This is a genomic window from Silvimonas soli (assembly GCF_030035605.1).
GTDB lineage: Bacteria > Pseudomonadota > Gammaproteobacteria > Burkholderiales > Chitinibacteraceae > Silvimonas > Silvimonas soli.
This window is the reverse complement of sequence record NZ_CP106736.1, coordinates 1,592,754-1,615,752: the sequence shown is the minus strand read 5'-3', so window position 1 is coordinate 1,615,752 and position 22,999 is coordinate 1,592,754. Positions and strand designations below refer to the sequence as shown.

20 protein-coding genes are annotated in these 22,999 nt (G+C 58.4%); 8 read left to right on the top strand and 12 right to left on the bottom strand.

Annotated features, from left to right (window positions below; genetic code table 11):
• Positions 1-75 precede the first annotated feature (75 nt).
• The 6 genes from N7220_RS07385 (at position 76) to N7220_RS07360 (ending at position 4,183) form a co-directional block, all read left to right on the top strand.
• Positions 76-396, top strand: a complete 321-nt coding sequence (locus N7220_RS07385) for an energy transducer TonB (RefSeq protein ID WP_283150815.1) — start codon at positions 76-78, stop codon at positions 394-396.
• A gap of 130 nt (positions 397-526) precedes the next feature.
• Positions 527-730: a sulfur carrier protein ThiS gene (thiS, locus tag N7220_RS07380; protein ID WP_283150814.1), complete on the top strand. Its 204-nt coding sequence runs from the start codon at positions 527-529 to the stop codon at positions 728-730.
• Between the two features lie 90 nt (positions 731-820).
• The gene (locus N7220_RS07375; RefSeq protein ID WP_283150813.1) at positions 821-1,609 is read left to right on the top strand and encodes a thiazole synthase; all 789 of its coding nucleotides are present in this window, start codon (positions 821-823) and stop codon (positions 1,607-1,609) included.
• Positions 1,610-2,071, top strand: coding sequence for a GNAT family N-acetyltransferase (locus N7220_RS07370; protein WP_283150812.1), 462 nt, complete (start codon positions 1,610-1,612; stop codon positions 2,069-2,071).
• Between the two features lie 118 nt (positions 2,072-2,189).
• Positions 2,190-2,870, top strand: coding sequence for a tRNA (guanosine(46)-N7)-methyltransferase TrmB (gene trmB / locus N7220_RS07365; protein WP_283150811.1), 681 nt, complete (start codon positions 2,190-2,192; stop codon positions 2,868-2,870).
• A gap of 104 nt (positions 2,871-2,974) precedes the next feature.
• Positions 2,975-4,183, top strand: coding sequence for a flagella assembly protein FlgT middle domain-containing protein (locus N7220_RS07360; protein WP_283150810.1), 1,209 nt, complete (start codon positions 2,975-2,977; stop codon positions 4,181-4,183).
• Positions 4,184-4,216: 33 nt separating this feature from the next.
• Here the strand turns inward: N7220_RS07360 and N7220_RS07355 are convergent, their stop codons facing one another.
• The 5 genes from N7220_RS07355 to N7220_RS07335 all read right to left on the bottom strand — a co-directional run bounded on the left by N7220_RS07355 (position 4,217) and on the right by N7220_RS07335 (position 8,847).
• Entirely contained in the window at positions 4,217-4,981 is a 765-nt protein-coding gene (locus tag N7220_RS07355; RefSeq protein ID WP_283150809.1) for a hypothetical protein, read from the bottom strand.
• Positions 4,978-5,739, bottom strand: a complete 762-nt coding sequence (locus N7220_RS07350; protein ID WP_283150808.1) for a type III pantothenate kinase — start codon at positions 5,737-5,739, stop codon at positions 4,978-4,980. Before N7220_RS07350 ends, N7220_RS07355 begins: the two co-directional genes overlap by 4 nt.
• Before the next feature lie 5 nt (positions 5,740-5,744).
• Positions 5,745-6,701, bottom strand: a complete 957-nt coding sequence (locus tag N7220_RS07345) for a biotin--[acetyl-CoA-carboxylase] ligase (protein WP_283150807.1) — start codon at positions 6,699-6,701, stop codon at positions 5,745-5,747.
• Between the two features lie 200 nt (positions 6,702-6,901).
• On the bottom strand, positions 6,902-7,447 hold the full coding sequence (hslV, locus tag N7220_RS07340) for an ATP-dependent protease subunit HslV (RefSeq protein WP_283150806.1): 546 nt from the start codon (positions 7,445-7,447) through the stop codon (positions 6,902-6,904).
• A gap of 95 nt (positions 7,448-7,542) precedes the next feature.
• Complete coding sequence (locus tag N7220_RS07335; protein WP_283150805.1) at positions 7,543-8,847, bottom strand: STAS domain-containing protein; 1,305 nt, start codon at positions 8,845-8,847, stop codon at positions 7,543-7,545.
• 478 nt (positions 8,848-9,325) lie between these two features.
• Here N7220_RS07335 and N7220_RS07330 point away from each other — a divergent pair, with 478 nt between their 5' ends.
• Entirely contained in the window at positions 9,326-13,012 is a 3,687-nt protein-coding gene (locus N7220_RS07330) for a DUF748 domain-containing protein (RefSeq protein WP_283150804.1), read from the top strand.
• A gap of 402 nt (positions 13,013-13,414) precedes the next feature.
• On the opposite strand, the gene N7220_RS07325 is transcribed toward N7220_RS07330, so the two are convergent.
• Positions 13,415-14,245, bottom strand: coding sequence for a ferritin-like domain-containing protein (locus N7220_RS07325; RefSeq protein ID WP_283150803.1), 831 nt, complete (start codon positions 14,243-14,245; stop codon positions 13,415-13,417).
• 162 nt (positions 14,246-14,407) lie between these two features.
• Positions 14,408-15,328 (bottom strand): LysR family transcriptional regulator, encoded by a 921-nt coding sequence (locus N7220_RS07320; protein WP_283150802.1) that lies wholly within the window; start codon positions 15,326-15,328, stop codon positions 14,408-14,410.
• A gap of 109 nt (positions 15,329-15,437) precedes the next feature.
• On the opposite strand from N7220_RS07320, the gene metE reads away from it, so the two are divergent.
• A complete protein-coding gene (gene metE / locus N7220_RS07315) occupies positions 15,438-17,783 on the top strand; it encodes a 5-methyltetrahydropteroyltriglutamate--homocysteine S-methyltransferase (protein WP_283150801.1) in 2,346 nt (781 codons plus the stop codon).
• Between the two features lie 107 nt (positions 17,784-17,890).
• Here metE and N7220_RS07310 read toward each other — a convergent pair whose 3' ends face one another.
• The 5 genes from N7220_RS07310 to N7220_RS07290 form a co-directional block, all read right to left on the bottom strand.
• Positions 17,891-19,069 carry an FAD-dependent monooxygenase gene (locus tag N7220_RS07310; RefSeq protein WP_283150800.1) on the bottom strand — a complete coding sequence of 393 codons (1,179 nt, stop codon included), beginning with the start codon at positions 19,067-19,069 and terminating at the stop codon, positions 17,891-17,893.
• 107 nt (positions 19,070-19,176) lie between these two features.
• On the bottom strand, positions 19,177-20,478 hold the full coding sequence (pepP, locus tag N7220_RS07305) for a Xaa-Pro aminopeptidase (protein ID WP_283150799.1): 1,302 nt from the start codon (positions 20,476-20,478) through the stop codon (positions 19,177-19,179).
• Positions 20,479-20,747: 269 nt separating this feature from the next.
• A complete protein-coding gene (locus N7220_RS07300; protein ID WP_283150798.1) occupies positions 20,748-21,257 on the bottom strand; it encodes an ureidoglycolate lyase in 510 nt (169 codons plus the stop codon).
• On the bottom strand, positions 21,254-22,258 hold the full coding sequence (alc, locus tag N7220_RS07295) for an allantoicase (protein WP_283150797.1): 1,005 nt from the start codon (positions 22,256-22,258) through the stop codon (positions 21,254-21,256). Before alc ends, N7220_RS07300 begins: the two co-directional genes overlap by 4 nt.
• Before the next feature lie 397 nt (positions 22,259-22,655).
• Entirely contained in the window at positions 22,656-22,832 is a 177-nt protein-coding gene (locus N7220_RS07290) for a hypothetical protein (RefSeq protein WP_283150796.1), read from the bottom strand.
• Positions 22,833-22,999 lie beyond the last annotated feature (167 nt).

The window sequence follows — 22,999 nt, the reverse complement described above, 5'->3', positions numbered from 1 at the left end:
GCCTCCGCAAATCCCGCTCCATCCAGTACCGGTTCAGCCCACTGCGACAGCGGCCAGGATGTGAATTGCGCCCATATGTCGTCTGGTACGACGGCCGCTACTGAGGACACAACCAGCGCCACCCAATCCATCCGTATCCTGCAAGCGCCCAAACCGGTCATCCCCGAAACCGCCCGCCAACGAGGCGAGGAGGGCGTTGTGATGCTGCGTATTCATGTCACTGCCCAAGGCGTGGCGGATGATGTCCACGTGCAGCAATCCAGTGGTTCCAGACGGCTGGATGACGCGGCCAGGACCACTGTGCAACAACAGTGGCGCTTCGCCCCGGCCGAACGCCATGGCATTAAAATCGCCGCCGAAACAATCCAGCAGATCGAGTTCCGTCTGAGCGATTGAATGCTGGTTACATGCGAGTAACCGGATAGCCCCGATTGTTTGATTTAATCAAATAACCGGTCGCCTAAACCGGCTGGCCTGATTTGCCGTGGTAAAATGCGCACTTTTCCGCTCTGCAACTTACAAGCCCATGCTCAAGCTTTCCATTAACGGCCAGCCTCGCGAATTTCCCGCGCCACTCACGGTAGCTGATCTGGTGCAGCATCTGGATTTGCTCGGCAAACGGGTAGCGATTGAGCGTAATGGCGAGATCGTGCCGCGCAGCACTTTTCCCGCGACCGCGTTGTCTGATGGCGACCAGCTGGAGATTGTGGTTGCGGTGGGTGGTGGTTGAGCAATGTCTATTTCACGTATGGCGGGTTGATATCCACCGGTGTGATCGTCTTTCCAGATTTCCTGTTTTCATTTCCCAAGAGGTTTCATCATGTCCGATGTGTTGCAGATTGCCGGAAAAACCTATTCGTCACGCTTGTTGGTAGGCACCGGCAAATACAAGGACTTTGAAGAAACCCGGCTGGCGATTGAAGCCAGTGGCGCCGAGATTGTCACAGTAGCCATTCGCCGCGTGAACATTGGCCAGGACGCCAGCCAGCCGTCTTTACTGGATGCCGTACCGCCCTCGAAATACACCTATCTACCCAATACCGCCGGGTGTTACAGCGCGGACGATGCAGTGCGCACACTGCGCCTGGGTCGTGAACTGCTTGATGGTCACAACCTGGTCAAGCTGGAAGTGCTGGGCGATTCCACCACGCTGTACCCGAATGTGCGCGAAACCCTCAAGGCGGCAGAAGTGCTGGTCAAGGACGGGTTCGACGTCATGGTCTACACCTCGGACGACCCGATCATTGCCAAAGAACTGGAGCAGATTGGCTGCGTGGCGGTAATGCCGCTGGCGTCGTTGATCGGCTCGGGCATGGGGATTCTTAATCCGTGGAATCTGCGTCTCATCATTGAGAACGCCAAAGTGCCGGTGCTGGTCGATGCCGGTGTCGGCACTGCCAGCGATGCCGCGATTGCCATGGAACTGGGCTGCGACGGCATTCTGATGAACACCGCCATCGCAAGCGCGCGTGATCCAATCCGCATGGCGCGGGCGATGAATCTGGCGGTGCAGGCCGGCCGCGATTCGTTCCTGGCTGGCCGCATGCCGCGCAAGCTGTACAGTGCTGATCCGTCCAGCCCGATCTCCGGCTTGATTGGCGCCAAGTAAATGGCGGGCACAGTGGTGAGTGTCCGTTATGCCTCGCTGGATGATCTCGACGCAGTGGCGCCGTTGTTCGATGCCTATCGGGTGTTTTACGAACTTCCATCCGATCTGACGCTCGCCCGCAATTATCTGGCGGAGCGCCTGGCCAAACTGCAAAGCGTGGTGCTGCTGGCCGAGATTGATGGCCAAGCTGCCGGTTTCATCCAGCTGTATCCCGGTTTTTGCTCGCTGGCTGCAGCGCCGTTCTGGACGTTGTACGACCTGTTCGTGGCAGAAACGGCGCGAGGGCACGGTATTGCCCGGCTGTTGATGGAAAAGGCCCGCCAGCACGGCGAGGCCACCGGCGCGGTGCGCATCGACCTCTCCACCGCCCACAGCAACACCACGGCGCAGGCTTTGTACGAGTCGCTGGGCTATGAAATGGACCAGACTTACCGTTACTACAGCCTGCCGCTGACCCGGTGATTCTGGCTAAAAGCCGCTGCAGGCTTTAACATGGCCGCCATTCATCGCTAGCAGCGCCGCACCAGTGTGCGGCGTTTTGTTTGCATCCCCCGCATTACATCGAATTCAGGTTTTTGCTATGGACAACCCACATTACATGCGCCGTATCCGCAGCTTCGTGCTGCGCCAGGGGCATCTGTCTGCCGGTCAGGAACGTGCGCTGAACGACTTTGGCCCGCAATTCATGATCCCGTATGCTGCCGAGCCGCTGGATCTGGCCGCTGCTTTTGGTCGTGCCGCGCCGAAGATTCTGGAAATCGGCTTTGGCATGGGCCAGGCCACGGCGGAAATCGCCGCTGGCGCTCCCGAGAAAGATTTCCTCGGTTGCGAAGTGCATACGCCCGGCGTGGGCAGCTTGCTCAAACTGGTGGGCGAACAAAGCCTGACCAATCTGCGCATCGTGCAGCACGATGTGGTGGATGTGCTGGAACAGATGATCGCCCCCGCCGCGCTGGATGGCGTGCACGTGTTCTTCCCTGATCCGTGGCACAAGAAACGCCATAACAAGCGTCGCCTGATCCAGCCAGACTTCGTAAAATTGCTGGTCAGCCGCATCAAGCAGGGCGGGTATATCCATCTGGCCACCGATTGGGAGGATTACGCGATCCAGATGCTGGAAGTGCTGAGCGCCGAACCTGCGCTGGAAAACACCGCGGACGGCTACGCGCCGCGCCCGGATTATCGTCCGCTGACCAAGTTTGAGCAGCGCGGTATCCGCCTTGGGCATGGCGTGTGGGACTTGGTGTTTCGCGTGCGCTAAGCACGCACTGACGCCGCGCTTTCTCAAGTAACCGGGCGGCCCAGCCGAGTGTGTGATATCCATATATCATGTCTCGGTTAAATTGCTTTTTGCGGATATCACGCATGCCCTCCCGGTTTACTTTGCTTGGCCATTCTATCGCCGCTGTGGTTGTGGCGATGGTGCCGCACCTTACGTTGGCTGATACCACCCAACCTGCGGGATGGGTTAATCCGGGTATCCCCAAAAACAGCGCCAGCGTTGCTGCGACGAGTGCAGATGGCACCGTGGTGCCGGTAGTGACAGGGGACGAGATCGCCCCGCCGCGTTGCGCCGCCAACCCCTACAAACGCAAACTGCTGGTCACCCCATTCTGGGTGCGCCAACCATCGCAATCGCAGGATCTGCGCCAGCTGCAGTCCGGTTTGCAGCAGATTTTTCAGCAAAAATTCACCCGCGTGGGCGGCTGGTTAACCAGCGCCAGCAAAGGGGAAGTGCCATTTGATCTTGATCCGCGTTTCGATGCGCCGATCTTCTTGCCGGATCAAGTGCGGTTGCTGGGCCGGGAGTTTGGTACGCAACTGGTACTGGGCGGAATCGTTCAGGATATTTCCACCGAAGGCGAAACCTATCGCGCCACGCATGGCTCGGATGTGCGGCCCGGTGAGCGCAAGCTGGCACTGGACGGACCGATACTGGATTTCTTTGGTGCCGGCCTGAAAGCCACGCCATCGGCACGCCATGCCGATATCGAAATCTTTGTATTCGATACCGTATCTGGCGCAGTGGTGGCGCAACGGCGGGTGCAGACTGTGGTCTCTGGCGATATCCTGGCACGGGCATCGCAGCCGGTGGGCAGCGCCGGGTTCATGAGTAGCGACTTTGGCAAGGCGCTTGGCAGCGTAGCTGAGCAACTAGTTGCCGGGGCGCAGTCGGACGTGGCTTGTGTACCGTTTTCAGCACGCGTGACCAAGGTGGAAAACGGTTTGGCCTACGTGGATGCAGGCGCCATGAGCGGTTTGGTTGCCGGCGACCACTTGCAGTTTTATCGCGAAAAATATGGCATGCAGCCGATTTCCACGCCGGGTAGCAATCCCGGTATGGGCTTGGGTTTGCCGGAAACACGCGCCGGGATGGCGACTGTTGCTCAGGTGCAAACGCAATTCGCGGCAGTGACGGTCGATAAAGGTCAGGCGCAGCCGGGAGATTTTGTCCGGTTTGCGCCGAAACTGCTGAATGAGCAGAACCAGCCCGCGCCGCAACCAGAAATGGACAGCGAGCCAGCAGCTGTGCAATCCCAGTCCGGTGCCAAAGTCACCAAGTTCGAACCTTGAGTGGCAATGCGACCTGGAACCGCTCGCAGCTAATCAGCCGCAGCTGGCCGGTTCCAGTACCGTACCTTTGAGTTGAGCCGCCGCTTTGTTCAGGGTATCGCGCTGGCTGTCGGTAACCGACTTCAATACAAAACTGCTGTGGCGCAGGGAGTCATCCTTGTCGCGCAGAACGGCGGACTTCACGCCCTTGGCCCGCAATTCGTCCAGACGTCGTGCTCCGGCGTCATGGGTCGAATACACACCCAGCGAAATGGCGTTTTGCCACTTGCTGCCATTGTTGACCACGAAGTAATCATCAATTTGCAACTGGGCCAGCTGTTCAGCTTTGCGTTTGGCGCTTTCCAGATCAGGTTGCGGCGGAATGTATACCCACACCTTGGCATTGCTACCCAGATTCTGTTCGGTGGCCACCAACTTGAGTGCCTTGATGCGCGCGCGCGCGATATCGGCTTGATCCCCGGTCAGCCCGGTCCAGCGCAAACACGCCTGCGGTGTATCGCTATTTTGCGCGAGCGGTTTCAACGTGGGCGTTGGGGTCGCGTCTGCGGCAACGGGTGTAGGCGTTGCCGTTGGTACTGCGGTTGGCATCGGAGTAGCGGCGGCAACTTCTGCCGGCGCGCTGGCTGCTGCCGCAGAGGCCGCTTGCGAGGCGTAAGCTACGTTGCCGGTTACGATGTGGACTTTGTCCGCGTTGATCTCATGCGATGCGGTGCCTGCTGGCAGCGCGCTCGGGAGTGTTTTGTTCAGCGCAAGAAAAGCGACATTGGCGACCAGCAGCACGGCGAGTATCCACTTCATGCGCTGGGCTCCGCCACATTGGGTTGATGGGTACTGAACGCCAGCGCCGCCAGACCATGCAGCACCAGGTTATCGACCAGCGTGTGCGGCATATCGAGATGTCCGGACAAACGCTCGGCATCGCCGCCGCTTAACAAAACGCGTGGTGCGTCGGCGCGCATTTGCAGCCGGCGCAACATGGCTTGCACGCTCCCGGCCAGCGCGGTCAGGCAACCGGTTTCAATGGCGTCTTCGGTCGAGGTCGGATAATCGTGAAAATAGCCGTCGGCCAAAGGCAGGCGGGCGGTGCCCTGGTTAAGCGATTGTTTCATCAGCCGGTATCCGGGCTGGATGGTGCCGCCCAGGTAGAGCCCGTCGTCCGTGACCGCTTCAACCGTGAGCGCCGTACCTGCGCTGGCGACCACCAATGCTTGATCCGGATACAGACTGCGCGCGCCTAATACCGCAGCCCAACGATCCGGCCCCTGCTGGGCCAGGTTGCGATAACGGTTTTCCACACCGAGCGCCTCACGGGTGACAGTCAGCCATTCAATCTCGATGTTCCACATGTCAAACGCTGCGCGGCTCAGAAAGTCGCGGATATGCGGAGTCCCGACAGAACAAGCCAACACACGCTTTGGCTGCTCAAGGGTGTAGAACAGGCTGTGCCAGGTTTCACTGGCTTGCGCGTCCACCTCGGTCAGCTCGCTCCAGGCGTCAGCGGCAGTGGCCTGGACCCATTTCAGGCGGGTGTTGCCCAGATCAATCAACAGATACATGAGTCTTAGCCCTGATTTGCGGCGAGGCGCAGGCTGACGTCGCCCGCGTGGATGATGAGTTCTTTATCGGCTGTTTCCAGGCGCAATGCGCCGTCGGCGGTCACGCCAGCGGCAATGCCTGCCTGGGTACTGCCATCCGGACCGGAAAGCGTGACTGGTAAACCTTGCCAGGCATGGCGGCTTTCCCATTGCTGGCGAAATTCGCTAAAGCCATTGCGGGCAAACCGTTCCAGCCCATGTTCCAGTTTTTCCAGTAAACGTGCCAGCAAATCATTGCGCGTTACATTCAGGCCATGCTCGGTCAGACCGGTAGCCACCTGATTAACTTCAACGGCGGGCGGCAACAAATTAAGCCCGATACCGATCACCGCCCATGCCGGTCCCAGCGCATCGCCGGTCAGTTCGATCAGAATGCCGCCGGTTTTGGCGTTGCCGATCAATAAATCGTTCGGCCACTTCAGGGCGATATTGCCGACGCCGCATTCCGCCAGCGCTTCAGCCACGATACTGCCTACCGCTAGCGGCAGCCCGGCCAGCGTAGGCGCGCCGCCAGGAAATGACCAAGCCAGTGAAAACATCAAACTGGCACCCAGGCGACCTTGCCAGCGCCGCCCCAGCCGTCCGCGCCCGCTGTCTTGCCATTCTGCCGCCAGTGCCAAGCCGTGTGCCGGTGCCGCCAGCAATTGCCGGTTGGTCGAATCAGTACGGTCGGCCACCTCAACGTGCAATACGCCATTGCGGGGCAGTAGCCGCTGGATGACCTTGGTATCCAGCCAATCTACCGGTTCGGTCAGGCGATAGCCCACGCCGTGTTTGCGTTCCAGCGTAATGCCAAAGCCCTCGGCTTGGGCCAGTGCAGTGGATACGCTGGCGCGCGATAAATCCAGCGCCTCGGCAATGCGGGCACCAGAGACCCAGGTTTCGGCATTCAGATGCCGCAGGCAGGCGAGTGTATGGTTCATGCGCGGGATTTTAGCGCAGGCGGCTGCCAAAGTGAGCGCGGGCTGCAATTGGCAGGGGCATGCGGTGTTGTTTCTTCGCCCGAAGGAGCGAGTTTGTGTATTTGTGGCACACGGCTTGTGGCCAGTCTTGGCCACGGCAGGCGTTCGGACGTAAAAAAAGCAGGCATGGCCCGCTTTTTTTTTGAGTAACCAGGCGCTATTTACCGGGGTTGCTCGAAGGTTTCCACCACGTGATTCTGATTGGTGTAAATGCAGATATCACCAGCGATTTCGAGCGCCTTTTTGACGATCACCGATGGCGGCAGATCAGTATGTTCCAGCAATGCTCGGGCAGCGGCCTGGGCGTAAGCACCACCCGAACCAATCGCTGCGATGCCTTGTTCTGGCTCCAGCACGTCACCGTTGCCGGTAATTACCAGGGTGGCAGTTGGGTCGGCCACGATCAACATGGCTTCCAGTCGGCGCAGCATGCGGTCGGTACGCCAGTCTTTGGCCAGCTCCACCGCAGCGCGGGTCAGGTTGCCCTGATGTTTTTCCAGCTTGGATTCAAAACGCTCGAACAAAGTGAACGCGTCGGCAGTGCCGCCAGCAAAACCGACAATGACCTTGTCGTTGTAAAGTTTGCGTACTTTACGTGCGGTGCCTTTGATCACCACGTTGCCCAGTGTGACCTGGCCATCTCCGCCCACGGCCACATCGCTACCGCGACGCACCGAGACGATCGTTGTTCCGTCAAATTGCTCCATGGGATTCTTTCCTGCAAACGTATGTTGCAATTGATGTGGGGGCGCAAGTGGCCCCGTTCAAGCGCAGGAGAGATTGTCGGGCAGGGAAGGGGGCGTCAGTTGCCGCTGATTTCGACCAGATCGCCAATGCCCATCAAGCGCAACATGCCGGCCACCAGCGGATTGGCTCCGGCCAGGCGTACCACCACGCCTTTTTGCACCAGCTCCATGGCCAGATTCAATAACTGGCCAGCTGTTTCAAAGTCGACGCGGGTGACTTCACGGAAGTCCAGCACCGGGCGGCTCTGGCGATCTGCAAATTCACGAATGCCCTTCAGTTGTGCTGCGGCGCCTTGCAGTAGCGCGCCGGACAACAGCAGTCGATCTGGCGAATGTGTAGATGGGGTAGGGGGTGCTGCCGCTGCTTTGCTGCTTGCTGGTGCGCCTTTGGCTGGCGCGGCAAATACCAGCGAGCCGTCCCACGAGGGCGGCGACACTTCATAGGTCACCGCGTAATCGATGGCGATATTTTCAAACGCATCCTGATTCCCGCTGGCCTGGGTTGTTTCCAGCAACAATAGCCAATAAGGCGCTTCGGCCGGGGCAACGCGACCAGGTTCGATCTTGCTACCCAGCAGTTTGATCATGCTGTCAGCGCCAATCACCTGCACCACGCTGCCTAGCTTGCGTACGCTTTGCCAGCCAAACAACAGTTCCGCTGCGGCCATACTGTCGATGCCTGACACCTTGCTCATATCCAGGCGCACAGGCGTACCGGATTTACACGTGGTGACCAGCTTGTCGACTTCACGTGAGGTGTTGTCGCCATTCAGTTGTGCCGGCAGCGAGATATATCCGGCCGTACCAATTGCGGCGGCATCTGCGGCGGCCGCGGCAGCAGTATTGGCCGCCAGTTCACGCCACAGCGGCGGCGTGGATTCGAATTCAACCACGTACAACAGCGCCAGATCGTCAAAGTCAGCATGCTTGCCCAGCTGTTGATACAGCTCGAACAGCATCGACCAGGTTTCGATGCGGCGCTGGCCGGTGATGCCAGGAATAGCGGCGCGCAAACTGGTGGCAGCCGCAGCAGTCTGGCCATTGGCGTACAACACAACTGCTTCTTCTTCGGCTTCAGTCAGATTGGTACTGCCGTCTTCGACTTCGATGGTCAGTTCTTGCAGGTTATAGCTGGATGGCTCAGCGGCTACCGGCTTGCTGGCAGCGGCAGGAGCGGGCGACTTGGCCGGAGAAACAGTGGGCACATCGGGTTTGGCGGCTGTAACTGCAGGCGCTGCGGCAGTGGCAGCACGTGCAGGGGCGGGCGCCGCGGCTGGCGCACGCGGGGCAGTAACCGGACCGCTGGTTTGCGGTTCTGGTTTGCCATCACCCTCTTTTTTCTTGAAAAACGAAAAAACCACGTTATTTACCCGGGTTCAAATTCATAAGCCTGACCACCGCAGCTCAGGGGTGATCAAGTGAAATAAAGCACGGCGTCATAGCTCATGGGCGCAGATAATGTTCGCTGCGCGCCAGGCGACATGCCCGGTTTAAAGCTATAAGGTCGAATCGTAAATGTTGTAAAACATTCTGATTTATACCCCGATTCTAAGCGCTAAGCCGGTCCAGCGGGAAGCCAGGTTGATCCCGAAGCGTCGGCGGCGACCAATTGTTTTGTATCTGCTTAACGTATTTGGGTCTGCTCTGCCTTCCTTGAAATATTCAAGATAGATACGTGAAAGCGAATGTCTTTGCCATGGCCTTTGCGTGCTGCGCAGACGTTGTTGTCAGCATTGATTGCACCTATACACTATCTATATACGCAAGCCAGGCAATTGCAGATGCCTGTTTACTCACAATAGCGCTATTTGTCTGTTTTACCTTCTACGGAACGTCTGAATGCCCCGTTTGCGTGCTTGGTTAGTTGGTTTCATTCGCACACCTGGCCGCTTGGCCCGCTGGTTGACTGGTTTGGCGGTGTTGCTGGTGCTTGTCGCAATCGGCGGATTTTTGTTGCTGCCCTGGCTGGCCCGGCCGCAACTGGAAAAAGCGCTAACCCAGGCATTGCATCGCCCCACCACCATTGCCGCCATGGGCTTCAACCCGTTCACCCTGCAAGCGCATATAGACGGTTTGCAGGTGCGTGAAGCGGGCAAAACCGTGCTTTCAGCCAAGAGCGTGGTCGCCAATCTCGATCTGGCCTCAATCTGGCGCCGCGGCCCGGTGCTGAGCGCGCTGACCCTGGATACACCCTACTTGCTGCTGCAGCGGCAAACTGCGCATCGCTACAACTGGTCGGATTTGCTCGATCAGCCTGCCAGCAAGCCCAAAACGGACAATACACTGCCACGCTTTGCGCTTTACAACATCCAGCTTCTGGGTGGGCGTATCGATTTTGATGACCAGGTGGTTAAACAGAAAACGGCAATCACCGGTATCGAGCTGGGCGTGCCGTTTATTTCCAGCTTGCCGGGCTTTGTCGATACCGTGGTCGAGCCGCATCTGGCATTCAAATTGAATGGCTCGCCGTTTGATCTGCATGGCAAAACCACGCCGTTTGAAAACACCCGGCAGACCACGGTTGATCTCAAAGTAACCGGACTGGATTTGCCGCAATACATGCAATATGTGCCGCTGGAATTGGGTATCAAACTGCCTGCGGCCAAGTTCGATAGCCAGTTGCAACTGGTGTTCCGGCAAGAGCATGACCAGCCGCAACTGCGCCTGACCGGCTCGGCCGCGCTGCGCGATGTGCAGCTGATCGATGATGCCGGCGCGCCGTTATTTGGAGTGACCAGGCTGCAAATCACACTGGCGGATGTGCGTCCGCTGGCGGGCGTTTACCATTTGCAGAACGTAGAAAGCGATGGGCTGCATCTGGCCGTAACGCGTGACGACGCGGGTAACCTGAACTTCATCAAGGCATTACAGAACAAACCAGCAAGCACGGCGGCGCCCGCCAAGGCAGCGGCAAGCGCTGCGGCGGCAAAAGAACAACCGTCGGCAACGCCCGATGTAGCGATTGCGCAGATCAATCTGCGTAAATCCCGTGTGGACTTGCGTGATGAAACCGTGAAACCGGCCTTTGTCACGGTGTTTGATCCGCTCGATATCACGGTGCAGCGCTTTACTTTGCCCGGTAAAACCGCAGCCACGTTGGACATCGCCGCCGCTACTCCGGCGGGTGAAAAAATCACCCAGCAGGGCACGTTTACGCTGCAACCGTTGGTGCTGGACGGCAATATCAAACTGGCGGCCCTGGCACTGCCGCAATATCAGCCCTACGCAACGCCCCGGCTGAATGCGGCAATTACCGGCGGCACGCTCGATTTTGCCAGCCAGTATCACTATGCCGCCGACACCGGTCTCAAGCTCAGTGCGGTCAATAGCAGCTTCAATAACTTCCAGTTCAAGCTCAACAACAGCAAGGAAGGCCAGTTGCAGATTGGCAAACTGGCTATTGCCGATGCGTCGCTGGACTTTGACAACGCCCGCTATCAACTGGGCCGGGTAACGCTGGCCGATGCCAATATCGGCGCGGCACGCGGGCTCGACGGGCTGATCGACTGGGGCGGGATAACCAAAGCGCAGGCCGCAGACGCGCACGTGGGGCGACCGGTCGCTGCTGCGGTCGCAGAGCTTAAGCCCCCGCATGTTGCCGCCAGCGCGGTAAACATTGATAACCTGGGCATGCGGTTTGTTGATCACCAATTACCCAAGTTACCGCCGGTGGTAATCAAAAGCCTGAAGCTGGAAACCGGCCCGGTGGAATGGCCTTCCGCTACGCCTGCGCAGTTCAGCCTGCTGGCGCTGGGCGGGAAAGGCGGCCGTTATGAAGTCTCCGGGGCGGTTGCCAACTCTCCGGCCTCGGGCAAGATCAAACTCAATTTGCAGAATCTGGATGTGGGTTATGGCCAGGCGTATTACTCGCGCTGGTTGAACGTTACCGTGCCCAGCATTCACGTCTCGGCCAAGGGGGACCTGGTATTCGGCACAGCGCCCAAATTTACCGGCAGTTATCGCGGTAGTGTCCGGGTGGATGATCTGTACTCACTGGATAAAATTACGGGCGAGGACTTCCTCAAATTCAAGCGGCTGGATGTGAGCGGTATTGATGCCCGCTTTGAACCATTGCGGGTCAACGTCAACACCGTGTCGCTGCAGGATTTTTACTCGCGGCTGGTGTTGTACCCGGATGGTCATTTGAACCTGGCCGACATTGTTGTCAAAGAGGGCAACGCGGATCGCCGTGGCAAGCAGGTCTCGCTGACCAGCGCCTCGGCCCCGGCCAGCGCGGCGGTCAGCGCTACGCCTGTGCCCACTCCGGCGCCCAAGCCTGGTGCAGTGGCTTCGGCCCCGGTGAGTGCTCCGGCCAAGCCGTTGCCGCCCATCAGTATCGGCACCATCAAACTGGCGGGCGGCAATATCAATTACACCGATGACTTTGTTAAGCCGAATTACACTGCCAATCTGACCGATATGGGCGGCACCATCACCGGTTTGTCTTCGGCTGAAACCGCCCGCGCTGCACTGGATATCAAAGGAAGCGTGGACCATATCGCACCCGTTGCGGTCAGTGGCCAGCTTAATCCGCTGGCGCAGCAGTTGTTCCTGGATATCAATGCTTCGGTGAAGGGGTACGAACTGGCAGCAGCCTCAACCTATTCGGCCAAATACGCCGGATATGGCATCCAGAAAGGCAAGCTGTCCATGGATGTGCACTATCAAATTGAAAACCGCAAATTGCTGGCGCAAAACAAGGTAAGTCTGGATCAGCTGACGCTGGGTGATAAAACCGATAGCCCGGATGCCACCAAATTGCCGGTGAAACTGGCTTTGTCGTTGCTAACTGACCGCAACGGCCAGATCAATCTGGACCTGCCCATTGCCGGTTCGCTGGACGATCCGCAATTCAGCGTGGGCGGTTTGATCATCAAGGTCATCGTCAACCTGCTGGAGAAAGCCATTACCGCGCCGTTTGATCTGCTGGCATCGGCCTTTGGCGGCGGCCCGCAGTTCTCTTACGCCGCCTTTGCTCCCGGTTCGGCGGTGCTGGATACCGCCACACAAGAAAGCTTGAGCAAGCTGACTACTGCGCTGAATGACCGTCCTGCCATGAAGCTGGAAATCAGTGGCTGGGCCGATCCTGCGGTAGACCAAACGGGTTTGCGCAAAGAAATGGTCTTGTCGCGCATGAAGGCAATCAAAGCGAAGCAACTGGTGGAACACGGCGAATCGGTGGCCGATGAAACCGCGCTGGAGATCACGCCCGAGGAATATCCGAAGTTGCTGGAAGTGGTCTACAAGCAGGCCAAATTCCCCAACAAACCGACCAATCTGATCGGGATGAACAAGTCGCTGCCACCTGCGGAGATGGAGAAACTGTTACTGGCCAATTTGCCGGCCGGGGAGAACGAATTACGCGCGCTAGCCAACCAGCGGGCGTTGGTGGTGAAAAGCTTCCTGGAAAGCAAAGGTGTGGATGTTGCGCGGGTTTACGTCACCCAGCCACGAATTGATGCAGGCGGCGGCGCGGCGGCCAAAGATGGCGGCCCGACAACGCGGGCGGCGTTCAAGTTGGGCTAACGGTGCTTTATGGTTGATGTCTATGCAGGTTGTAGCGGGGAAGCGAGCCGTCTATTTGCCTGTTACCTCTGCGCGCCTCCGGCATTCCCTCGGTCGGCGTGGTGAGCAAAGAGGCAGAGTCAGGAGTAACAGCAATAGTGGCTCCCCTCTTTTTCAAAGAGGGGTTAGGGGAGATTGGGTTTTGGGTGGACCGGGCCGCAGCGGTTAATCCCTCATTGCAGCCATCTTCCCCAGCCCCTCTTCCAAAAGAGGGGAGCTAAAAGCAACCGTCACAGCCCCCGCAGCAATCCGTTGCACACCAATCACATCATCATTTCCGATCTCGGCGGTCCGCTTGGCGGGAATCCAGGGCAAGGTGGGGATGATCGGTAATCGCAACAACAACCAAGTCCTGACCCCAACCTACAATGGCATCCGCAAAAACAACTGCGTGGCGCCCTGCAACGGCCACTGCAACGCCTTCTGCATATTTGGCCCCAGCAATAACGGTTTGAGCAGCATCTTGATGGTCATATCTACCGGCAGGTTGCGCCGGATCAGACCGCTGACCTCGTTGTTGATCCGCTGGCGATGAAAGTCAGACGCGGTGGGATTGTGGTGGGTGAGGGTGTGGCGCAAGGCAATCTCGGCATCGCTGTTGCGCAGTTCCAGCAAGCGGCGGGCCAGGGTGGTGAAGGTTTTGAAGCGGCTTAAATGTTGTGCTTCGCGGTAGCGCAAAAAGTAGTGATAAAAGTGTTTGTAGTGGGTCACTTCATCACGGCGGATGTGATCGGTGATCTCGCGCAGCACCGGCTCATCGGTGCAGGTGTTGATGGCGCGATACAGGCTGGAGGTGCCGGTTTCCACAACGCAACGTGCGGCCAATTCCTGGGCCTTGGTCGGTTCGAGTTCTTCAGCCACGCACAGCGCCGCGTATTCCTCGAAGAAATCGTTAAACGCGGCCTGCCACGGAAAATCTGGCCAGACGTGCTGCACGTAGCAACGCAATGCGCGCCCATGCTGCATTTCTTCTTGTTCCCAGTGATTGCTAAGCCAGGCGGCGACTTCCGCGTCGTCGGCAAAAAAATCCACCAAGTTGCTGGTATACAAATCTGCGCCACTTTCAATAAACGATGACGCCACCAGTAGATAGAACAAGGTTTCGTTGTCTTTGATACGGCTGAAATCAACCCGAGTCAGGTCGACATTATCAAATTGCCAGGACAGTGCTGCTGCTTGAGCGACGGGTGCCATGGGCCTTCTCCTTGGTGTGGCGGCGACGCGCTGCATCGCTATCCGCGGTTGGGCTATAAGTAAGCAACGTTGTTCCCGCACTGCGGGATGACACCCTTGTTTTAATTGAGAAAGCGTAGTTTTGCGTAGTCGATTTCCAGACAAATATTACCCGGCGCATTCCTACAGCAGCGTTACTCCCGGCAGTTCGCTGGCGCTGACATCACGCACAATCGCCACAAACTCCTGCAGATACGCCACCTGTGCACGTTCCGACGCCACCACTGCGTACAACTCGCTGGTCAAACCGGTTTCGGTAATGGGCTTGGCCACCACATACCCGCGCTCCAGATAATGCTGCACGCTCCAGTGTGGCAGCGCAGCAATGCCACGCTTGCTGGCCACCAGTTGCAGCATCGCCACGGTGAGCTCGGTGGTACGGCGCAGCGGGTTCACTCCCGCCGGGCGCAGCACTTTGCGGATCAGATCCAGCATGTCGTCCGGCACCGGATAGGTGATCAGCGTTTCATCGGCAAAGTCGATTGCATCCAGCCATGGCTTGGCGGCCAGTGGGTGATCGCGCGCGACCAGCCCGACCATTTCGCTCACAAACAGCGGCAAGTGTGTGACGCGCGGTTCGGTTTCGAGTTCGGACACAATTGCAAGGTCAGCGCGGTCTTCAAAAATCAGCCCGACCGGATCGGCATGAAAGCCGGAGACGATATCGAGTTCGACTTCTGGCCAGCGCTCGCGAAAGGTGTCCATCGCCGGCATCAGCCAGTCAAAACAGGTATGGCATTCCACCGCAATGCGCAGTTGCCCAGCCTCACCCTCGCGCAATTTGGCGATGTCGCGCTCGGCGGCGTTGATTTGCGGCATCACGCTTTGCGCCAGCAACAACAACTTTTCGCCTGCCGGAGTAAACGCCAACGTACTGCCTTTGCGCGTCAACAGTGGCACGCCGTAATGGTCTTCCAGCAAGCGCAACTGGTGCGAAACGGCCGATTGCGTCAGATGTAAACGCTCCGCTGCGCGGGTAATGCTTTTGTTTTCCTGGATCGCAGCCAGGGTTTTGAGGTGCCGTAACTCAAGTAAAGATTGCATTGTGGCCTCTCATGATTACTGCTCATGACATTGGTGAATATTTTGAATTTGAATCATAGCGACGATGCGCCGATGATGACAAGTCAAATTCATGGATATGGAGAAAATCATGACTAAGGCTCATGTTCTGGGCTTCCCTCGCATCGGCGCACAACGTGAACTCAAGTTCGCCCAGGAGAAATTCTGGCGTGGCGAGATCGACGAAGCGGCGCTGACCAAAACTGGCGCTGATTTGCGTCGCACCCACTGGGCCTGGCAACGAGAAGCCGGGTTGGATTTTGTCGCCGCCGGTGATTTCGCCTGGTACGACCAGATGCTTAATACCGCTGTGTTGCTCGGCGCGATTCCGCCGCGTTTTGGCTTTGACGCGCAAAAACTCACGCTCAAGCAATACTTTGAACTGGCGCGTGGCAATACCGCGCAACCCGCGCTGGAAATGACCAAGTGGTTCGATACCAACTACCACTATCTGGTGCCGGAACTGGATGTCGAAACCCGCTTTGATGGCGGCGTGGACTGGTTCTTTTATGAAGTGGATGAAGCGCGTTCGCAAGGCCACAACACCAAGCCGGTGTTGATCGGACCGCTGACATTCTTGTATCTGGCCAAGAGCAAGACACCCGGTCTTGATACCTTGTCGCTGCTGCCGCGCGTATTGCCCGCGTATCGCCGCGTTCTGGAAAAACTGGCTGCCCGTGGTGTGGAATGGGTGCAGATTGATGAGCCGATTCTGGCGCTGGAACTGGCGCAGCCATGGCTGAATGCCTTTGCTCCGGTCTACCGTGAGCTGTCGCAAGCCGGTCTCAAGTTGCTGCTGGCGACTTACTTTGAAAGTGTGGCCGATCACTCAACGCTGCTGAGCACTTTACCGGTGGCAGGCGTGCATCTGGATCTGGTGCGCGCCCCGGCGCAACTGGATGCATTTACTGCGCAATGGCCAGCGGACAAAGTGTTGTCGCTGGGCGTGGTGGACGGCCGCAATATCTGGGCGAATGACTTGCGTGGCTCGCTCGATACCCTGCAAGCGGCGCAAGCCAGACTGGGCGACAAGCTGTGGGTGGCATCAAGCTCATCGCTGCTGCACAGCCCGGTTGATCTGCAGAACGAAACTGAACTGGACCGCGAGTTTGTGTCCTGGCTGGCCTTTGCCCGGCAAAAGCTGACCGAAGTGGCGACGCTCAAGCGTGGTTTGGTGGCGGGTGCGCAGAGCATCTCGCAAGCGTTGACTGCCTCGGATGCCGTGCAAGCGTCGCGTCGTTCTTCCAGCCGTATTCACCAACAGGCGGTGAAGGCACGAGTGAACGGCTTGCAAGCCAGTGATGCGCAGCGTGATTCGGCCTACCCAGTTCGCCAGCAAAAACAGCAAGCGTGGCTCAACCTGCCACCACTGCCGACCACCACCATTGGCAGCTTTCCGCAGACTGCCGAAATCCGGGCCGCCCGCGCTGCGTTCAAACGCGGCAATCTGCCAGCAGAGGACTACCGCGCTGCGATGCAGGCTGAAATTCGCCTGGTAGTAGAAAAACAAGAAAAGCTGGGTATCGACGTGCTGGTGCACGGCGAGCCGGAACGCAACGATATGGTCGAGTACTTTGGCGAACAGTTGTCCGGCTTTGCCTTTACCCGCAATGGCTGGGTGCAAAGCTACGGCAGCCGCTGCGTAAAACCGCCTATCCTGTTTGGCGATGTCTCACGCCCGACGCCGATGACGGTGGAATGGAGCCAATACGCCCAGAGCCTCACCACCAAGCCGATGAAGGGCATGCTGACCGGCCCCGTCACCATCTTGCAGTGGTCGTTTGTACGCAATGATTTGCCGCGTAGCGATATCACGCTGCAGATCGCGCTGGCGATTCGGGATGAAGTGGTCGACCTGGAACAAGCCGGTATCCGCGTGATCCAGATCGACGAACCCGCGTTCCGTGAAGGCTTGCCACTGAAAAAGAGCGACTGGCAGACTTATCTGGCGTGGGCCGGGCAAGCATTCCGGGTTTCTGCCAGTGGTGTCGAGGATGAAACGCAGATCCACACCCATATGTGCTATTCGGAATTCAACGACATTCTGCCGGCGATTGCCGCGCTGGATGCCGATGTGATCACCATCGAGACCTCACGCTCAGATATGGAATTGCTGGCCGGGTTTGGCGAATTTGCCTATCCGAACGAGATTGGCCCGGGCGTGTATGACATCCACAGCCCGCGCGTACCGCCGGTGGACGAAATGCTGCGCTTGATCCGCAAAGCGGCAGAAGTGGTTCCGGCAGAACGCTTGTGGGTGAACCCGGATTGCGGCCTGAAGACGCGTGGCTGGCCGGAGACTGAGGCAGCATTGAACACCATGCTGGAAGCGACTCGTCGCGCGCGGCTGGAACTGGCGAAGAACGGTGTTTTGGCCGTGGATCATTCGCCAGCGAAGGTGGAGATATCTCACGGCGAGTGCGGTTGCGCGCATTGAGGTGTTGAAGCGACGCAGGGTGCCAACCGCATCCTGCGACGTTGTAGCCCGGATTCCCGCTGCGCTCCATCGGGCTACGTACTTCCGGGTCCTTGGGGCGCACCACCTCACTTCACGCCGTACACCATCCGCCGCGCAAATCCGCGCCGCAATGGTCCGATCTGGTCCATCGCCAGCATCCCCAAACTGCGGGCATGTTTGAACACCGGGTTCGGACGATCAAAGAATGAAATCAGATTATCGGTAAACGCGGTAACCACTCCTGCATCCTTGCGGCGCAAAGCGGCGTAGCGCTGCAGCATGGCTGCTTCACCCAACTCACGAGCTGGTGTGGTGGCGATGACATCAGCCAGCACCGCGGCATCGCGCAGACCCAGGTTCAGGCCTTGGCCCGCGACCGGGTGCAGGGTTTGCGCGGCGTTGCCGATCATGACCATGCGCGGCGCGACCACTGAATCGAGTGTCTTGAGCGCCAGCGGCCAGCTGCGGCGCGGGCCGACTGCGGAAAATCCTGCCAGTCTGGCGGAAAAGCGTTGGGCTACTTCGGCCATAAAGTCTTCATCGGACAGCGCCAGACGCGCTTCGGCTTGTTCCGGGGTTTGTGTCCACACCAGCATGAAGTCATCGCCATACGGCAACAGGGCCAGCGGGCCATCATCGGCAAAGCGTTCATACGCCACGCCTGCATGTGGCACCGTAGGCGTGAGCGTGGCCAGAATCGCGTGCTGGTTATACGGTTTGACGGTTTGCTGCACGCCATTGATCTGGCTGATCAACTTGCCGCCATCGGCCAGAATCACCAGCCGTGCTGTCATGCTGGTCGGGCCGGTGTGCGTGGCCAGTTGCAGCTCGGCAAAGCGCGACAGGCTACGGACGCCGGTGACGGTGGTGCCCAAGGCCAGTTGCGCCGGGCCGAGGGTCAGTTGCTCCAGCGCCAGCCGTGCCAGTTTGTCGTAGCTGACCACGTAGCCCAGCGCTGGCAGATTGAGTTCGTTCGCGTTCAGCTCCGTGCGGCCCAGCGAGCCTTGTTGCGATACGTGCACGCGCTGGATCGCTGTTGGCGCCAGGCCATCTCGCCACAAACCAGCGTCCAGCAGCGCTTGATAGCTGGCCCAGGACAACGCCAATGCGCGCGGATCGGTCGGGCCATCCTCCACGCTTTGGCGCGTTTCAATGGCCAGTGCCTGCTTGCCCTGACGTGCCAGCCGTTGCGCCACCAGCGCGCCCACCGGGCCACCACCGACAATGGCGATATCTACATGGCAAGGTAACGGGCGCGCGATCATGGTGTTTCCTGTGAATGGGCAATGTAGGGTTTGCATGCCTTGGCATGCGAACGCGTTCGTCTTCAGCTTGATATAAACGGTGCGCATTAATGCGCACCCTACAAAGATTAGACCGGGTAACGGTTCATCAAGGCTTCGATGTCTTCCACGCTACGCGGGCAATCGTCGCTGAGAATCTCCGTGCCGTTGGCGGTGAGCAGGATATCGTCTTCAATCCGTACGCCGATGTACTCATACTCTTTGGGCACGTTCTCGGCCGGACGGATATACAAGCCCGGCTCGATGGTAAACGCCATTCCCGCTTCCAGAATGCGGTCTTCGCCGTTGACCTTGTAGGCGCCTGCATCATGCACATCCAGCCCAAGCCAGTGGCCGGTGCCGTGCATGTAAAACTGGCGGAAAGTCTTGTTCTCGATGACTTCATCCACCGTGCCGGTCAGGAACTTCAAGTCAATCAGACCTTGGGCCAGCGTGCGCACGGCGGCGTTGTGCATGTCGGTATAACGATTGCCGGGACGGGCTTTATCCAGTGCTGCGGCATGCGCGGCCAGCACCAGTTCATAAATGGCTTTTTGCGGCGCGCTGAAGCGGCCATTAATGGGAAAGGTGCGCGTGATGTCGCTGGCGTAACCATCGATTTCGCAACCGGCGTCAATCAGCAGCAAATCGCCTTCCTGCATCAGGCGATCGTTACGGTCGTAATGCAGCACACAGGCATTGGGACCGGAAGCGACAATCGACGTATACGCCGGAAAACGGCTGCCGTTGCGGTAGTACTCGTGCTGCAGTTCGGCTTCCACCGCGTATTCATGCAGACCGGCCTTGGCCACCAGCATGGCGCGTTTGTGTGCCTCACTGTTGATCTGCCCGGCGCGGCGCATGCTGGCAATTTCGTGTTCATCTTTGAACACACGCATTTCGGCCAGAATCGGGCTCAGGTCGATGATTTCGGTCGGCGCAGTCACGCCGGTCCGCGATTGAGCGCGCACGGCGTTCAGCCAGCCAGTCAAGCGGGCATCCCAAGCGGCATCTGCACCCAGCGCAAAGTAAACGCGCGGCTGGTTTTTCAGCAGGTTGACGATCTCGGTATCGAGTTCATCAATGGTGAACGCTGCATCAAAACCAAACGCTTCTTTAGCCGCTGCCGGACCGTAACGAAAGCCATCCCAGATTTCGCGGGTTTCGTCTTTATCGCGACAAAACAGCACGGATTGGGCTTGATCGCCAATCACCAGCGCCACCACGCTTTCGGGCTCTTGAAAGCCGCTCAGATAATAGAAGCTGGAGTCGTAGCGATAGGGATAGGTGGAGTCGGCGTTGCGGGTTTGTTCCGGGGCGGTGGGCAGAATCAGCACGCCAGGGGCGAGGGTATCAATAAGCTGCTGACGGCGGGATGCGTACGGTTGCATTCAGGCTCCTGGCGGCGGCCCGGATCACGGAGCGCGGCAGTTTTGTTGGGATATGGGTGAAAGGGGCATTATAGCGGGAAGCCTTGGCGCGGGGAGATGCAGCGTTGGCGCTGTGGGATGGATGCCATTGGGTTGGGCTATTTGGTCGTGAAACGGCTGGTAGTCATGGTCGCTTGCCCGGGCGACCACGGCCCTTCGTCCAGATATGTTTGTGGCAGGCATGGCTCCCGGATTCTCGCGTTGCTTCATCCGGGCTACTGGGGAGCGAACTACGGCAGTGGCAACGGGATGACGCCAACACGCGCCAGTGTGATTTCATCGCAATTGTTGCCCGGCCCGGCGCGGTCGATCACCAGAAAATCTGATGTTTCATCCAGCGCGAGCAACGGATGGTGCCAGGTGCCCGCCGCGTAGTTCACGCCTTGGCTGCCGTGAGCCAGAAACACCCGGATATCGGTCACCGTTACCGCCTCGCCGCGCGGTGCCACCACCACCAGATATTGCCGTCCATTCAGTGGCATGAACGCCTGGCTGCCCTTTGGATGACGTTCCAGCATGGTCACGGCAAAGGGCAGCTTGCGCGGTAGCCCGCGAAAAATACTGACGATGGGATGACCGTCGTTGTCGACCTCAATCTTCATCAGATCGTGATAGCGCTCGGTATTGCCACCATTGATGGGGAAATGCCGCTCCGCGCCGCTGGCTTCGATCACATCGCCAAACGGCGCAAACGCCTCGGCCGTCAGCCATTCAACCGTCAGTGGCAACGGCTCGCTCATGGCGCGACCTTGCCCCAGATGCGCAGGCGTGAAACGCCGCCATCCGGAATGATATTCAGCCGCACGTGCGTTATTGGCCCCAGCGCTGCAATGCCGTCGGCAAAGCTGTGGATATGGTCCATCTGCAGTTTGCGTTCATCCAGCAACACCGGCCAGAACATGCTTTGGGTGATGATGGATTGATCCGTGCCACCGTCCATGCGCGCTGCCTGGATCATGCAGCGATCCGGATAATTACCTTTGAAGTGCGCAGTATCGACTTCAATTCGCTCGACGATTCCTGACGTGCCCAACTGGATGATGCACCAGTCATTACCCGGCTCGCGGCGACGGCGGGTTTCCCAGCCATCACCCATATTGATGCCACGCCCCGGCAACAGCAGGTTGGACGCCACGCCAAAATGAGCATCGTTAAATGCCACCGCCCGACCACCGTTTTCCAGCGCGGCCAGATCGTACAGCTTGCCGGGCTCATCAAACGCGCCTACCGGCTGGCCATACACGCGCAAACGGGCGATGCCACCATCTGGATAGATGTGGATACGCAGATGGGTGAACTCACCATGAGTGGTGGCAGGCAGAAAGTGGTGTGAGTTACCGGACAGGCTGGTGGAGGCCAACACTTCTTGCCACTGTACCTGAGCCAGATCGGCAGGGTTGTCGCTGGCGCTGCTGGTGGCTTCAATTGATACCGCTGGCGCGTAGTTGCCGGTGAAGTGGCTGGTGTCGACATCGAACCCGTGAATCACGCCTTTGCGACCCAGTTTGATGATCGACCAATCGTGGCCCATGGTGCGTTTGCGGCGCGTTTCCCAGCCATCCATCCATTTACCGTTGTCGTCGTATTTGCCGGGGATGAACACGGCGGGCTCGGGGTTGAGCATACGGGAGAGTGGGGCGAAGAATTCATCGCTCGCGGCGATGGCGAGCGCACCCAACCGCGGGTCGGCGAGGTTGATGGATTGTTTTGCCCAAAGCGGGAGGATGGGTTGTTCGGTCATGAGGGGCTGAGCGTCCGGGTTGTTTGAATGGTTGTCCCAAATACGAAATTTTTAACTGCAACTTTAAAAGCTTGTTTTGTTAGTGCCTTCGGCACGGGGTTTAAAGGCTTTTGATACCCGGCGGTGGCCGGGGGCACGTTACTTTTCTTTGCTTCGCCAAAGAAAAGTAACCAAAAGTCCCGCAGAGCGGGATAGCAAAAGGCGACCCGGGCTCAAGCGCCGACGGGGCCCAAGGTCAAAAGCCGAAACGAACAGTCTGTTGGCCAGGGGTCTTTACGCGCATCCTGCGCTCCCTCGGTCGGCGTGGCTAAGCAAGGATGATGAATCTGGAATTAACCGCGATACCAGTTCCCCTCTTTTCCAAAGAGGGGTTAGGGGAGATTGGTTTTTGGGTGGATCAGACAGCAACGGTGAATTCCACATTGCAGCCATCTCCCCCCTGCCCCTCTTTCAGAAGAGGGGAGCTAAAAGCAACAGCAACAGCAACAGCAACAGCAACAGCAACAGCAACAGCAACAGCAACAGCAACAGCAACAGCAACAGCAACAGCAGGAAACCCTTGCACACCAATCACATCGTCATTCCCGACCTAGGCGGTCCCCTTGGCGGAAATCCAGTACAACGTCGGCAGCCAGTAACGGCAACAGCAAACAAAGACCGCCAGCCAACAGACGACGTGCTTTTCCTCCCCTTTCAGGCGCCAAGCGAAGCAAGATTGCCCCGGGCTTTCGGGTGACGCTT